7 protein-coding genes are annotated in these 15,373 nt (G+C 76.3%); all 7 read right to left on the minus strand.

Annotated features, from left to right (window positions below; genetic code table 11):
- Nucleotides 1-47: 47 nt before the first annotated feature.
- Entirely contained in the window at nucleotides 48-4,553 is a 4,506-nt protein-coding gene (locus IE219_RS17735) for a non-ribosomal peptide synthetase (RefSeq protein WP_189978428.1), read from the minus strand.
- Between the two features lie 50 nt (nucleotides 4,554-4,603).
- Complete coding sequence (locus tag IE219_RS17740; protein WP_189978574.1) at nucleotides 4,604-9,367, minus strand: non-ribosomal peptide synthetase; 4,764 nt, start codon at nucleotides 9,365-9,367, stop codon at nucleotides 4,604-4,606.
- A 238-nt stretch (nucleotides 9,368-9,605) separates the two neighbouring features.
- A complete protein-coding gene (locus IE219_RS17745; RefSeq protein ID WP_189978430.1) occupies nucleotides 9,606-10,853 on the minus strand; it encodes a glutamate synthase-related protein in 1,248 nt (415 codons plus the stop codon).
- On the minus strand, nucleotides 10,850-11,851 hold the full coding sequence (locus IE219_RS17750) for an asparagine synthetase A (RefSeq protein ID WP_189978432.1): 1,002 nt from the start codon (nucleotides 11,849-11,851) through the stop codon (nucleotides 10,850-10,852). Before IE219_RS17750 ends, IE219_RS17745 begins: the two co-directional genes overlap by 4 nt.
- The gene (locus tag IE219_RS17755) at nucleotides 11,848-13,374 is read right to left on the minus strand and encodes a methylaspartate mutase (protein ID WP_189978434.1); all 1,527 of its coding nucleotides are present in this window, start codon (nucleotides 13,372-13,374) and stop codon (nucleotides 11,848-11,850) included. The genes IE219_RS17750 and IE219_RS17755 overlap by 4 nt, the downstream gene beginning before the upstream one ends.
- Nucleotides 13,371-13,901, minus strand: a complete 531-nt coding sequence (locus IE219_RS17760) for a cobalamin B12-binding domain-containing protein (protein ID WP_373298852.1) — start codon at nucleotides 13,899-13,901, stop codon at nucleotides 13,371-13,373. Before IE219_RS17760 ends, IE219_RS17755 begins: the two co-directional genes overlap by 4 nt.
- A gap of 193 nt (nucleotides 13,902-14,094) precedes the next feature.
- Nucleotides 14,095-15,345: a helix-turn-helix domain-containing protein gene (locus tag IE219_RS17765; RefSeq protein ID WP_189978435.1), complete on the minus strand. Its 1,251-nt coding sequence runs from the start codon at nucleotides 15,343-15,345 to the stop codon at nucleotides 14,095-14,097.
- Nucleotides 15,346-15,373: the final 28 nt, after the last annotated feature.

The raw sequence follows: 15,373 nt of genomic DNA on the forward strand, positions 1-15,373 counted from the left end.
GCGGGCGGCGGAAGGGAGGGAGCGGCGGGACGGAGGGGGCGGCGGGTTCAGAGCCCGGCGGCCAGGCGGTACAGCGCCTCCTCGTACGCGTCGAGGAACCGTTCCGCCGTCGCGTCGTCGACCAGGGCGCGCTGGTGGTCGACGGCGAGCAGAACGCGCTGCGAGACGGGGTCCTGGATGAGCGAGGCGCCGAAGGCGAAGCTGTTGGGCTCGTGCCGCAGGGTGGGTTCGCAGCCGATGCGGCCGTCCTCGATGCGGGCGGCGCTGAGCCGGCCGAGGGCGTGGAAGCGCAGGTAGCCGAACTGGCTGTCGAGCGCGGTGTCGGCCATCATGCGGGCCAGCCGGGCGAAGGGCACCCGGCGGTGCGGCATCATGTCCAGCTCCTCGCGGTGGACGTGCCGGACGAGCGCGGCCAGGTCGTCGCCGGGTTCGGCGACGAGCGGGACGGTGTTGAGGAAGAGGCCGTAGACCTCGGTGCCGCCGAGGCGTTCGAGGCGGCCGTTCATGGCGAGCCCGGTGGTGACCCGGCGCCGGCCGGTGATGCGGGCGAGGGCGTGCAGGTGGGCGGCGAGGGCGACCGACTTGACCGGGACGGCGAGCGCGTCGGCGACGGCCCGGAGTTGGCCGGGGGCGTCGGGCAGCACCCGTTCGACGGTGCGGGGCAGGTCGTGGACGGTCTCGCTGCCGGGCCAGAGCTGGCCGGTGGCGCCGTCGAGCCGTTCCTTCCAGTACGCGAGCGAGCCGGGGTCGGCGGCGGCCTCGCGCTCCACGGCGACGAAGTCGCGGAAGGCGGTGCGGGGCGGCGGGACGGGCGCGGCGGCCGGGTCGGCGGCGAGCTCCGTGTGGCGTTCGAGGAGTTCGGTGAGGAGGGAGGTGAAGCTCCAGCCGTCGAGGATGGCGTGGTGCTCGGAGATCGTCAGCTGGAAGGCGTCGTCGGCGAGCCGCTGGACGGTGATCCGGAAGAGCGGGGGCGCGGCGAGGTCGAAGGGCCGGTCGCGGTGGTGGTCGAAGACGGCCCGGATCTCGGCGTCCTGGCGCTCCGCGTCGAGGCCGCGCAGGTCGGCGAAGTCGACGGGGGCGGGCAGGGCGCCGTGGACGAGCTGGAGGGGTTCGCCGTAGCCGGAGAGGTCGAGGCCGGTGCGCAGGACGGCGTGGCGGGCCATGGCCTCCTCGGCGGAGCGGCGCAGGGCGGTCTCGTCGAGGTCTCCGGCGATCCGGTAGGAGTTGACGTTGTGGTAGCTGTCGGTGCCGCCGGCGACCTCCATGTGGAAGACCATGGAGAGCTGCATGGACACCATCGGGTAGGCGTCGACGACGCCGGGCGGCAGGTCGGCGCGGTCCTCGTCGGTGACGAGGGCGAAGGGCCGGCCGGCGTCGGGGTCCTCGGCCGCGGGGCGGGCCAGCGGCAGGAGTCCGGCGACGGTGGGGGCGTTGAAGACGTCGCGGAGGGTGACCTGCCAGCCCCGGTCGTGCAGGGCCCCGGCGAGCTGGACGGCGCGGATGGAGTCGCCGCCGAGGTGGAAGAAGTCGTCGTGGACGCCGATGCCGGGGACGCCGAGGACCTCGGTCCAGACGGCGGCGAACAGCTCCTCCTCCGGGGTGCGGGGTTCGGTGTGCCGGCCGGTGGGCGCGGGGGCGGTCCGGTCGGGGGCGGGCAGGGCGGCCCGGTCGACCTTGCCGTTGACGGTGAGGGGCAGCGCGTCGAGGGGGGTGACGGTGGCCGGGATCATGTAGTCGGGCAGGGTGCGGCCGAGGAAGGCGCGCAGGTCGGCGGGGTCGGGGGCGGTGGCGCCGGTGGTGTAGGCGGCGAGGCGGTCGTCGTGGACGGTGACGGCGCAGGCGTCGACGGCGGGGTGGGCGGCGACGGCGTTCTCGATCTCGCCGAGTTCGATGCGGAAGCCGCGCAGTTTGACCTGGAAGTCGGCGCGGCCGACGTATTCGAGGCCGCCGTCGGGGAGGCGGCGGGCGACGTCGCCGGTGCGGTAGAGGCGGGCGCCGGGCGGTCCGTACGGGTCGGCGACGAAGCGGCCCGCGGTGAGGCCGGGGCGGCCCCAGTAGCCGTGGGCGAGGCTGCCGCCGCCGATGTAGAGCTCGCCGGGGGCGCCGGGCGGGGCGGGGCGCAGCCAGTCGTCGAGGACGAGGGCGGTGAGGTGGGGCATGGGGGTGCCGATGAGGCTGCGCTCGAAGCCGGTGCCGCCGTCGGCGACGTCGTGGGTGGTGACGTGGACGGTGGTCTCGGTGATGCCGTAGAGGTTGCAGAGGCGGGCGGGCGGCAGCGGGTCGAGGGCGTGCCAGCGCTGGACGACGGCCGGGTCGAGGGCCTCGCCGCCGAGCATGATCCGGCGCAGCGCGGGCAGGGCGCGGGGGGTGCGGCGCAGGGCGGGTTCGAGCTGGCGGAGCGCGGAGGGGGTGAGGCAGAGGTGGGTGACCTCCTCGGTGTCGAGGAGGGCGGCGAAGTCGTCGGGCGAGCGGCTGGTGAGGTACGGGACGACGTGCAGCCGGCCGCCGTGCAGGAGGGCGCCCCACAGTTCCCAGACGGTCCAGTCGAAGGCGTAACTGTGGAAGAGGGTCCAGACGGTGTCGGGGCCGAAGCCGAAGGGGTCGCGGCCGGAGTCGAGGAGGCGGCTGACGTGGGCGTGGGCGACGCCGACGCCCTTGGGGCGGCCGGTGGAGCCGGAGGTGAAGATGAGGTAGGCGAGGTCGTCGGGGTGCCCGGTGGCGGGGGGCCGGTGGCCGGGGCGGGCGGCGATCTCGTCGGCGCGGGCGGTGAGGTCGAGGGTGTGCCAGGGGCCGTCGGGGGCGCGGTCGGGCCGGTCGGTGAGGACGGCGGTGACGGCGGTGTCGGTGAAGACGAGGGCGGCCCGGTCGGCGGGGGCGGCGAGGTCGACGGGGACGTAGGCGGCGCCGGTCTTGAGGACGGCGAGGACGGCGACGGGGACGGCGGTGGTGCGTTCGAGGAGGAGGCCGACCCGGTCGCCGGGGCGGACGCCCCGGTCGATCAGGGTGTGGGCGAGCCGGTTGGCGCGGTGGTCGAGCGCGGCGTAGTCGAGGGTGCCGTCGGGGCCGGTGACGGCGGGCCGGTCGGCGTGCAGGTCGGCGGCGCGTTCGAAGAGGTGGTGGAGGCAGTGGCCGGGGTCGAGGCGGGCGGGCCGGTGCGCGGGGGCGGTGGTGGTGAGCCGGCGGACGGTGGCGTCGGGGTCGGTGAGGGCGGCGTCGAGGACGGCGGCGTAGTCGGCGGCGAGCCGGCGGATCGTGCCGGGGTCGAAGAGGTCGGTGCTGTACTCGGCCTCGCCGCGCGGTTCGCCGTCCGCGCCGTCGTCGAAGACGGACCAGGTGAGGTCGAACTTGCTGGTGCCGTTGGGGCGGACGGCGCGGGTGGCGGTGGCGGCGCCGAGGGTGAGCGGGGTGCGGTCCTCGGTGTGGGCGCCGAAGACGACCTGGACGAGGGGCGGGTGCTGCGGGGTGCGGGTGGTGCCGAGGAGGTCGACGAGCCGGTCGAAGGGGACGCCGAGGTGGCCGAGGGCGTCGAAGGCGGTGTCCTGGACGTCGGCGAGCAGGGCGCGGAAGGAGGCGCCGGGGTCGAGCCGGATCCGCAGCGGCAGCAGGTTGACGAAGTAGCCGAGGACGTCGGCGACTTCGGGCCGGTCGCGGGTGGTGACGGGGGTGCCGATCAGGAGGTCGTCGGTGCCGGTGCGGTGGCCGAGGAGCATCGCGAAGGCGGCGAGCCGGACGGTGAAGGGGGTGACGCCCTCCTGTTCGGCGAGGGCGCGGACGCGGGCGGTGGTGCCGGGGGCGAGGCCGAAGGGCTCGGTGGCGCCGCGGTGGCCGCGTTCGGCGGGGCGGGGCCGGTCGCCGGGCAGGTCGAGCAGGGTGGGGGCGCCGTCGAGGGTCCGCTTCCAGTGGGTGAGGTCCTCCTCGTACGAGGTGTGCCGCTGCTCCTCGGCCCAGTCGGCGTACTGCGCGGTGAGGGCGGGGAGTTCGGGTTCGCGGCCGGCCGCGAGGGCGCTGTGGGCGAGGCTCAGCTCCCGGTCGAAGACCTCGGCGGACCAGCCGTCCCAGATGATGTGGTGGACGACGAGGAGGACGGTGGTGCGCTCGTCGCCGGTACGCAGGGCGGCGACGCGCAGGAGCGGTCCGGCGGCCAGGTCGAAGGGTTCGGCGGCGCGGGCGGCGATCAGCTCCTCGGCGCGGGCGGCCCGTTCGTCCTCGGGGAGGTGGCGCAGGTCGGTGACGTCGACCGGGACGGCGAGCGCGGGGTGGATCCGCTGGCGGGGCCCGTCGGGGTGGAGGTCGAAGGTGGTGCGCAGGGCCTCGTGGCGGGCGACGACCCGGTCCAGGGCGCGCTGGAGGAGGCCGGTGTCGAGCGGTCCGGTGACGTCGTACGTCCACGGGGTGGTGTAGGTGGCGGCGTCCGGGTTCCACCGGTCGAGGAACCACAGGCCGCGCTGGAGTCCGGAGGCGGGCGCGGTGCGGGCGGCGGGCGCGGCGGGTCCGCCGGTCGGGGCGGTCTCCCGGGGCGCGGGGGTCCCGGGCGGGGCGGCGGACGGGGTCACGGTCTCGTTCCCTTCGGTCGGCGGGGTGGGCGGGCGGTCCTGGTGGCGGTTCACCGGGCGGCCAGCCGGTCCGCGATGGCGGCGACGGTGCGGCCCCGGAAGACGGTCTGGGGCGGGACGCGGGTGCCGGTGTGCCGGGAGAGGTGCATGGCGACCCGGACGGCGGCGAGCGAGTTGCCGCCGAGGCGGAAGAAGTCGGCGTCCGGGCCGGGGTCGCCGGTCAGTCCGAGGACGGTGCGGACGGCGTCGGCGACCGCGCGCTGGCCGGGGGTGAGCGGGTCGGCGGGGGCGGCGGGGCGGCGTTCGGCCGGGGCGGGCAGGGCGCGCCGGTCGGTCTTGCCGTTGGCGTTGAGCGGCAGCGCGGCCAGGACGTCGAGGGTGGCGGGGACCATGTGCTCGGGCAGCAGCCGGGCGAGGTGGTCGAGGAGCGCGTCGGGGTCGGGGGCGTCGCCGGCGGCGGTGACGTAGGCGGCGAGCCGGAGGTCGCCGGGAGCGGGTTCGTGGACGGTGACGGCGGCGGAGGCGACGGCGGGGTGGCGGGTGAGGGCGTCCTCGATCTCGCCGGGTTCGACGCGGAAGCCGCGGATCTTGATCTGTTCGTCGGCGCGGCCGGTGATCTCCAGGACGCCGTCGGGGGTGCGGTGGCCGAGGTCGCCGGTGCGGTAGAGCCGTTCGCCGGGGGCGCCGTGCGGGGAGGCGACGAAGCGTTCGGCGGTGAGCGCGGGCCGGCCGAGGTAGCCGAGGGCGAGGCCGCCGCCGGAGGCGTACAGCTCGCCGGTGGTGCCGTCGGGGACGGGTCGCAGCGCGGCGTCGAGGACGTGGACGCCCTTGCCGCGCAGGGCGCGGCCGATGGGGATGGAGGTGCCGGTGGTGTCCTCGGGGGCGGCCCGGTGGCAGGTGGTGAGGCCGAGGCTCTCGACGGGTCCGTAGCCGTTGGCGACGACGAGGCCGGGGTACTGGTCGAGGGCCTTGGCGACGTGGGTGACGGAGGCGCGTTCACCGGCGGTGAAGGCGGTCCTCAGGCCGTCGTAGGTGTCGGGGAGTTCTTCGAGGAGGAAGTTGAAGAGGCTGGCGGAGAGCTGGAGTTGGGTGACGCCGTGGCGGCGGGTGAGGGCGGCGACGGCCTGCGGGTCGGTGCGGCTGCCGGGCTGGAGGACGCAGGTGCCGCCGAAGGCGAGGGCGCCGTACAGCTCCAGGGCGAAGGCGTCCCAGGAGACCGGGGAGGACTGGAGCCAGACCTCGTCGGGGCCGAAGCGGGCGTAGTCCTGGCCGAGGTAGGTGGTGGTGAGGGCGCGGTGCGGGACGGCGACGCCCTTGGGGCGGCCGGTGGAGCCGGAGGTGAACATGACGCAGGCGAGGTCGTCCCCGGTGACCGGGACGCCGGGGGCGTGGCCGGGGCGGGCGGCGACGGCGGCGGCGTCGGTGTCGAGGTCGAGGTGGCGGGCGACCGGGAAGGGCGGGGTGGCGCCCCGGTGGGTGACGAGGAGGGCGGCGCCGCTGTCGGCGGTGGCGCGGGCGAGCCGGTCGGCGGGGAAGGCGGGGTCGAGGAGGGTGTAGGCGGCGCCGGCCTTGAGGGCGGCGAGGAGGGCGGTGACCAGGTCGGGGCCGCGTTCGGTGAGGACGGCGACGGTGTCGCCGCGGCCGATGCCGAGGGCGCCGAGGTGGTGGGCGAGGCGGTTGGCGCGCTCGTCGAGGGTGCCGTAGTCGAGGAGGTCGTCGCCGTGGTCGCCGGAGCGGAGGGCGGTGGCGTGCGGGGTGCGGGCGGCGCGGTCCTCGAAGAGGGCGTGGACGGGGGTCCCGACGGCGGCGGCGAGGGTGCCGAGCCAGGCTTCGCACAGGTCGGCCATGGTGGCGGCGTCGAAGAGGTCGGAGTCGTACTCGAAGCGGCCGGTGAAGTCGGTGCCCCGGTCGTCGACGGAGACGGAGAGGTCGAAGCGGGAGACGGGGTTGGAGTGCAGGGCGCGGGTGACGGGGGTGCCGCCGACGGTCAGCGGGCGGTCGTCGAGGGGGTGGAGTTCGAGGAGGACCTGGCAGAGCGGGTTGCGGTCCTCGGCACGGTCGTCGGGGCGGTCGGCCATGACGGCGGCGGCGATGGCGTCGAAGGGGACGTCCTGGTGGCGGTAGCCGTCGAGGGCGGTCTCGCGGACGTGCCGGACCAGTTCGCGGAAGTCGGTGCCGGCGCCGATCCGGACGCGCAGCGGCAGCAGGTTGATGAAGTAGCCGATGAGGGAGTCGAGTTCGGTACGGCCCCGGACGCTGGCCGGGGAGCCGAGGACGAGGTCGTCGCGGCCGGTGCGCCGGTGCAGGGTGAGGGCGAGTCCGGCGAGCAGCACCATGTACGGGGTGGCGTCCTCCTCGCGGGCCAGGGCGCGGACCGCCTCGGCGACCGGCCGGGGCATGGTGAAGCGGTGGAAGGCGCCCCGGAAGGACTGGAGTTCGGGGCGGGGCCGGTCGGTGGGGAGCGGCGGCTCGGTGGGGGCATCGCGCAGCCGCTCGCGCCAGTGGCCGAGCTGCCGGGCGGCGGCTTCGGCGGCGCCTTCGACGGAGTCGTCGTCCTGCCGCCAGATGCTGTAGTCGGCGTACTGGATCGGCAGCGGCGGCAGCGGGTCGGGCCGTCCGGCGGCGAACGCCTCGTACAAGGTGGTGAGTTCGTGCTCCAGGACGGGGAGGGAGCCCTCGTCCCAGACGATGTGGTGGCAGAGCAGCAGCAGGGTGGATCCGGTGCCGGTGCGGTGGAGGTGGGCGCGGACGAGGGGCCCGGTCTCCAGGTCGAAGGGGACGAGCGCGGCCTCGGCGATCCGCGCCTCCAGCTCCTCGGCGGGGGTGTCGTGGACGGTGAACGGCACGTCGGGGGTGGGGTGGACGCGCTGCCGGGGGCCGTCCTCGCCGAGGACGAAGGTGGTGCGCAGGGCCTCGTGGCGGGCGGCCACTCCGGTGAGGGCGCGGTGCAGGAGCTCCGGGTCGACGGGCCCGTCGAAGCGGAAGGTCCAGGGCACGGTGTAGGTGGGGGCGCCCGGGTTCCACTGGTCGAGGAACCACAGGCCGCGCTGGAAGGGGGCGAGCGGGGCGTCGGTGGCGCCGGTGCGGCGCGGCGCGGGCCGCTCGGCGGCGTCCGGGGCGGCGGTGACGGCGGCGGCGAACCCGGCGAGGGTCGGCGCGTCGAAGATGGTGTACGGGGAGATCATGCCGAAGACGTCGAAGACGCGGCCGACGACGCGGACGGCGGTCAGCGAATCGCCGCCCAGGTGGAAGAAGTTGTCTTCGGCGCCGACCTCGGGCACGCCGAGGACGTCCGCCCAGACGGCGGCGATGAGCTGTTCGGCGGGGGTACGGGGCGGGCGGCGGGCCGCGGACGGCGCGGGCGCGGCCTGCGGGGCGGGCAGGGCGGCCCGGTCGACCTTGCCGCCGGGGGTGAGCGGGAGGGTGTCGAGGGGGGTGACGGTCGCCGGGACCATGTGCTCGGGGAGCCGGTCGGCGAGGTGGGCGCGGAGCGCGGCGGGGTCGGGGGCGGGGGCCCCGGCGGGGGCGGTGACGTAGGCGGCGAGGCGGTCGTCGCGGGCGGTGACGACGGCGGCGGAGACGGCCGGGTGGGCGGCGAGGAGCTGCTCGATCTCGCCGGGCTCGATCCGGAAGCCGCGGATCTTCACCTGGTGGTCGGTGCGGCCGACGAACTCCAGGGGCGCGTCGGGTCCGGAGCGGCGGACGAGGTCGCCGGTGCGGTACATGCGGGCGCCGGGCTCCGGGGCGAAGGGGTCGGCGACGAAGCGTCCGGCGGTGAGGCCGGGGCGGCCGTGGTAGCCGGAGGCGAGGAGCGGGCCGCCGAGGTACAGCTCGCCGGGGGTGCCGGGCGGCACGGGCCGCAGCCGCTCGTCCAGGACGTGGGCGCGGCGGTCGCCGAGCGGGCGGCCGACGGGGACGGTGCCCTCCTCCCCCGCCGGGTCGCCGCAGGTGTGGACGGTGGCGGTGACGACGGTCTCGGTCGGCCCGTAGGCGTTGAGGAGGGGCACGCCGGTGGCGGCCCGCCAGGCGGCGGCGGTCTCCGGGTGGAGCCGGTCGCTGCCGGAGATCATCAGGCGGAGGGCGCGGGGGGCGGTGCCGTGGTCGGGCAGCGCGGTCACCACCTCCCGGAAGTATCCGGCGGGCAGGTTGGCGACGGTGACGCCCTCGGTGTCCAGGAGGTCGAGGAGGGCGGCGGGGGCGAGCAGGGTCCGCTCGGGGACGACGAGGAGGGCGCCGGCCGCGAGGGCGGTGAGGGTCTGCTCGACGGCCACGTCCACGGTCGGCCGGGCGAGGTGGAGCACGACGTCGTCCTCGGTGAGGCCGAAGCGGTCGACGGCGGCGGCCAGGTGGCCGGCGAGGGCGGCGAGCGGGACGTGCACGCCCTTGGGCCGGCCGGTGGTGCCGGAGGTGTAGATGAGGTACCCGGCGGCGGCGCCGTTCGCCCCGGGGGCTCCGGCGGCGTCCTCACCGGCGGGGACGTCGCCGGTGAGGATTCCGTCGGTGAAGATTCCGTCGGTGAGGTGGAGGGTGGCACCGGCGTCCTCGCGGATCCAGCGGTTGCGCTCCTCCGGCGCCTCCCGGTCCAGCGGCAGGCAGACGGCGCCGGCCCGGAGGGCGGCGAGCAGCCCGACCAGGTGGTCGAGCCGGTCGCGGCCGGTGACGGCCACCGTCCGGCCGGGGGCGATCCGGGCGGCGAGGGCGCCGCTCAGCTCGTCCAGCTCCCCGTAGGAGACGGTCCTGGCGCCGGTCCTGAGGGCCGGACGGTCCGGGAAACGGCGTGCGACGGATACGAAGGGAAAACCGCTAGATTCCATCATCCAACCCCGATGAATGAGCGACGCTGCGAGTGATGTGACCGACGATAGGACGCTTTCCGCGGACCGATCGGCAGGATTCCGGGAAGTCCATCGGCAGTTTCAACTGCCGGTTTCCAGCAGACCGTTCCGGAGAAAGGCACAGCCCGCCGAGGTGCGCGAAGACACCTCGGCGGGCTGTCGGAAAAATCCCCGGGAGTAATTTCCCTCGGGACGGCGAAAGGAGAAGAAGCGGGTCTCAGGGGAATTCAGGAGACCATACGTCGTCCCGGTCGAGCGCGGCCGGCTCGTATTTCCCGAGCGCGCTGACGAGCATGCGCGTCTCCAGGGCGAGGCATTCCACGAGGCGGGTCAGGCCGTCCTCGGGGTCCTCGGCGGCGGCGAGCAGGGCCGCCCGGCCCAGGCCGACGGCGCGGGCGCCGAGCGCCAGGGCCTTGACGGCCCGGCCGCCCTCCCACATCCGGCCGGAGACAAGCAGGCAGGGCGGCGGTCCTGCGGCGGCGAGCCGGCGCAGGCACTCCGCGAGCGGCAGGCCGACCTGGGCGGGGAAGGCGCCCGGCGCCCAGCCGGTGCCGCCCTCGGCGCCGTCCACGGTGACCGCGTCGGCGCCCGCCTCGGCGGCCACCCGGGCCGCCTCCGCGACGTCCCGGCCGGGATGGAGCTTCACCCACACCCGGGCCCGGGGGTAGTTGTTCCGCATGAGCCGGATCTGCTGGCGCAGGATCTCCGCCGTGAAGGTGCCGGGGGTGCTGGAGCGCAGCACCCGGCCGCCGCCGAGGACGTCGTCGAGGCCGTACCGGTCGGCGAGCCGGGCGGCGGCCCCGGCGTCCAGGACGGTCATCCCGCCGAGGCCCGGCTTCGCGCCCTGGCCGGTCTTCAGCTCGAAGGCGAGCCGCCCGGTCTCCAGGAGCGGCAGGGCGGCCGGGTCGCTGTAGACCAGGTTCCAGACCTCGGCGTCGGCGTCCTCGGTGGACTGCTGGACGGCGATTCCGCCCCGCCCGTCGGGCAGCGCGTCGGCGTAGGCGCGCAGCCGGCCGAGGAGGGCCCGGTCGGCGGCCTCGCCGAGCCGCCCGTAGCCCTCGACCGGGACGACGTTCTCCCCGATCACCAGGGGCAGGCCGAGGGCGCCCGCCTGCCGGGCGAGGGCCTGGCCGAGGTCGCCGGAGGCGGCGCGGGTGGAGCCGAGGGCGGAGACGTACACCGGCAGGGGTGAGGTGAACCCGCCGATGACGGTGGTGAGTTCGACGTCGCGGTAGTCGGGTTCGCGGCCGAGGTCGATGAGCCGGGCGAGCCGCCGGGGCATGAAGACCGGCGGGACGATCCGCAGCGCGTCGAGCGGGTCGCCGCCGCAGCGGTGCGGGTCCCGGTCCGCGCCGAACAGCACGGTGCCGTACTCCTCCGGCGGCGGGAAGGCGGCGGCGGTGCCGGTGCGGGCCCGCCGCCTGACCTCCTCCTCGGGGAAGCCGGGGGCCGAGAGGTCGCTCACGGGGAGACCACCCCCGCCACCTTCGGGAAGGCGCTGGCCTGCCAGACGGCGTCGAGCCCGGCGACGTAGCGGGTGAGCCGCTCGACGCCGATGCCGAAGCCCGCGCTGCCGGGCACGCCCTCGCGGACCAGGTCGAGGTACCAGCGGTACTTCTGCGGGTTCTCGCCGGTCTCCCGCATCCGGGTGACGATCTCTGCGTAGTCGTTGGTGCGCTGGCTGCCGCTGCACAGCTCGCCGTACCCCTCGGCCGCGATGAGGTCGAAGTTCCGCAGCAGGCCGGGCTGTTCGGGGTGCTCGCGGTCGTAGAAGCCGCGCGATCCCTTGGGGTAGTCGGTGACGAAGAAGGGCCGGTCGCGGCGGGCGGAGAGCAGCGCCTCGCCCGCCCAGTCGAGTTCGGCGTCGGGGCTCTGCGGGTGGCCGGCGTCCCGGAGCTCGGCGACCGCCTCGGCGTGCCGCATCCGGCCGAAGGAGCCCTTCAGGAGTTCGGCGAACGCGCCTGTGTCCCGGCCGAGTTCGGCGAACTCCTTGGGGAGGTCGCGGACCGTGCTGTCGACCATGTGCACCACGAGCCGCTCCACCAGCCGGACGGCGTCGTCCCGGCTCGCGCCCGCCACCTCCACGTCGAGCTGGTGGAACTCGGCGAGGTGGCGGCTGGTGCCGGCGGTCTCCAGGGGCTCCAGGCGGACGTTCGGGGCGATGCAGAAGATCTTGTCGAAGGCGAGGAGCGACGCCTGCTTGTAGAGGATCGCGCTCGTCATCAGCTTGTAGCGGTGGCCGTAGAAGTCGACGTCCACCTGCTTCGACCCGCGCGAACCGGGGTCGGTGACCGGCCCGATGATCGGCGGGAGGAGTTCCGTGAAGCCCTCGTCGCGCAGGAACTCCCGCGCGGCGGACAGGAGTCGGCCCTGGATCCGCAGGGCGCCGCGGGTGGTGGCGGAGGCCAGGTGGCGGCCGGTTTCCGGTATCGGCGCGAAGGACGCGGGCCCGTCGGTGGTCATGGTGTGGTCGGTCCCAACTCTCGTCGTGGCGTGGACGTCGTGCGCGACGGCAGCGGTACGGGCCTGCCGGGGGCGAGGGGCGTGCGGGTCGGGGGTCCGGCGGCGGCGCGGGCGTCGTAGCTCCGCCGGACGTGGGAGAGGGCGGCGAGCAGCCCGGCCGAGCCGAGGATCGGCGGGCGGGGGCCGCGCGGGGCCGCGATCGGCAGGGAGCCGGTGTCGGACCAGAGGAGCCGCCCGTCGGGGGTGAGCGAGGTGCGGGTGCGGCCGGCGTTGTCGGGGTGCAGGCAGTAGGGCACGTCCAGGTACCCGGCGGCGAAGGCCCGCACGAGGGCCCGGCCGATGTCCGCGTCCAGGTCGAGCACGGCCCCGATCAGGGCCCGCGCCTCGGCCTCGATGCCGGTGTCCTCGACCCGGAGCGCCCCGGCCGGAAGGCCCCCTGCGCGGACGAGCCCGCCCGACCGGCCGTCGGCCGGTGCGCCCCCGGCCGTACCGAGGGATCCGCCGTACCCGCCGCCGCGGCCGCTCCCGGCGAGCACCGGCTCGCCCCGGACTCCCCCGCGCACGGAGCCCGCGAGACGGGCGTGTTCCCCGGCGGCGGCCGCGGCGGCCGTCTCCAGGGCCCGGACGTTCTCCGCGACGGTCGGGATGCGGTGCGCCTCGGCGGTGGTCTTGACGATGAGCCGGGCGGCGCCCGCCCGGACGGCCAGCCGGGCGGCGTCCTCCAGGAGCAGCCGGGCCCCGCCGGGGGTGGCCGGGAAGACGCCCATGTAGGCGTAGAGCACGAGGTGGTGGTCGACGTCCGGCAGGTGCTCGGCGGCCAGCCGGCCGAGGGCGGTCAGCGCCTCCTCGTCCTGGCGCGGGTCGGCCTGCTGGGCGTAGCTGAGGGAGATGCCGCGCAGGCCGCGCTGCCGGAAGAACAGCGCCTCCAGCACGCTCATCGCGACGAGCAGACCGGGCGGGCAGAGCTGGCCCATCAGGCAGCCGCCGAAGGTCTCCAGGTGCGGCGAGGCACCGAACTCCTCGGCGGAGGCCAGGAGTTCGCAGCTCTTTCGCCAGGCTTCGACAGCCTCGCGCAGGGGCGTACGGCTGTAGGGGAGGCAGTACGAGACGGGGCCGCCCTCGGTGGCGTCGAGCCCGGCCGCGAGGAGCGCGCGGACGATGTGCTCCGGCGCGGGCGAGCCGTGCCGCACCTGCACCGGGAAGCCGCCGTCCGCGACGCCCCCGAGCACCGCGCGGGTGGTGGCGGTGGAGTGGGTGGCGATCGGGTAGCCGTTCAGACCGGTGCCGTCGGCGAGCGCGCGCCGGGCGGCGGCGAGGTCGCCGGTGCGGGTGTAGCTGTCGAGGGTGAGGGTGCCGACGGTGACGGCGCGGGCGTCCCGGACGGCGCGCAGTCCCTCCCGCATCCGCGCCGGGTCCGCCATGCCCATCCGGGGCTGGACGACGAGGGTCCCGGCGGCCCGGGCGCGGGCGACGAACCCGCCGAAGCCGCCGCGCGCCACGGCTCCCGTGCGCGGGCCGGTCATCGCCGGGCCCCCGAGACCACGGGCACCGGGGCGCCGTCGAGCGGCGGACGGCCGCCGGGGGCCAGCGCCCGCAGGAAGGCGGGGAACGCGCCCGGAGAGCCGCCCTCCTCGAAGACTCCGTCGAAACCGGCCGCGAGCAGGGCCCGGCGGCGGGCGTCCGCGCCGGTGCCCTCGATGCCGAGCTTGCCGCCGATGACCAGGGGCGTACGGGCCAGTTCGGGGCGGGCGCGCAGGGCGGCGGCGACCCGCAGCCCGTCGGGGAAGCCATGGCCGTTGACACTGCTCACGACGATCAGGCCGGGAGCCAGACGGGCGCACTCGGCGACCAGGAGCGCGTCGGGCACGCAGGCGCCGAGGTTGGTGACCCGGTGCCCGAGCTCCTCCAGCAGCAGCTGGAGGAAGACCAGGTTCCAGGTGTGCGAGTCGGAGGCCACGGTCGTCACGACCACGTCCAGTCCCGTCGTCACGACGGCGCCCGGACCCGTCGTCCCGGTCTCTCCGTGCTGCTCCACGGCATGCTGCTCCACGGCGCGAACCCCTGTGTCGGTGGGTGGTGGGAGGTCCGGTGCGCGCGGCGCCTCCGGAGGTGTCCGGGGCCCCGGCCCGCCCGGCCGTGGACAGAACGCTAGGGACGTTCCCGGCGGCGGACCGGCAGCTCATCCGGCAGGATGCGGGCAGTATCGGCGGGCGGGGGCGCCCGCCGGTGCGCGCGGGCGGGGCTCAGCCGGCCGCGGCCAGCTGCCGGTGCGCGGCGGGCCCGGAGGCCGTACCGCATAAGCGGCGGCAGAGGTTGAGCACCGTGAAGCGGACGCCGTCGCGGGCGGGGACGCTCCGGATCAGGCCGCCGGCCAGCAGGGAGTGGACCGCGGCCAGGCCCTCCTGGGGCGGGCGGCCGCTGAGCGCCACGGCGTCGTCGCCGGACCAGTCGCCGGGCTCGGCGGCGAGCCGCTGGAGCAGGTCCCGCTCGCCGAGGGTCAGCCGGTCCAGGGCGGCGCCGAGCGCCGCGCCCACGTCGCCGCCGCCGTATCCGGCGGGTGGCGGGCCGAGGTGGAAGGGGCCGTCGGCGAGCCGGGCGAGGAACTGGCGCGGGGAGAGGACGGTGGACCAGCCGGCGACCAGTTCCAGGGCGCCGGGCAGGCCGTCGAGCTGTCGGCAGAGGGCGGCGACGGCGGGGGCCTCGTCGCGTTCGAGGCGGTAGCCGGGGCGCAGCCGGCGCAGGTGGGTGAGGAGCAGCCGGACGGCGCCCACCTCGGCCAGGGCCACCGGGTCGTGGTCGAGTTCGGGCCCGGGGGTGGGCAGCGGGGCGAGCGGGATGACCTGGCCGCCGGGGAGGGGGCGCGGGACCCGGGCGGTGATGAGGACGCGCAGGCCGGGGCAGCGCTGGAAGAGTTCGTCCAGGAGGACGCTGTCGACGCCCGCGTCGGCGCCGTCGAGGACGAGGAGGGTGGGCCGGTCGCCGAGGGCGCGGGCCGGGTCGGTTCTTCGGTCGAGTCCGCCGCGGTGCCAGCGGACCGACCAGCGGGAGCCGAGGTGGAGGCGGCGGGCGACCTCCAGGGCCAGCCGGGTCTTGCCGACGCCGCCGAGTCCGGCGACCGTGACCAGCCGGTCGCCGTGCACGGCGAAGGCGTCGGCCAGCACCTCGGTCTCCAGCTCGCGGCCGACGATCGCGCCCCGGGCGACCGGCGGCGCGGTCGGCTCGTCGCGGGGCTCCCCGGCGGGGAAGGGCCGGCGGGCGGCGGCCTCGAAGTCGGACCGGCCGCGGCCCTCCAGGCGCAGTGCCTCGGCGAGCAGCCGGACGGTCTCCTGCCGGGGGCGCTGCACCCGGCCGCTCTCCATGTCGCGGATGGCCCGGACGCTGAGGGTCGCGTGGTCGGCGAGGACCTGCTGGGTCAGGCCGACCCGCTCGCGCCGGATCCTCAGCAGCTCTCCGAAGCCCGTCGTCGTCGACTGCGGCGTCTGCGAACCGTCCATGCCTCGTCCACCTTCCGTGGGATGGCCA

The organism is Streptomyces termitum, from assembly GCF_014650175.1.
GTDB classification, from domain to species: Bacteria; Actinomycetota; Actinomycetes; order Streptomycetales; family Streptomycetaceae; genus Streptomyces; species Streptomyces termitum.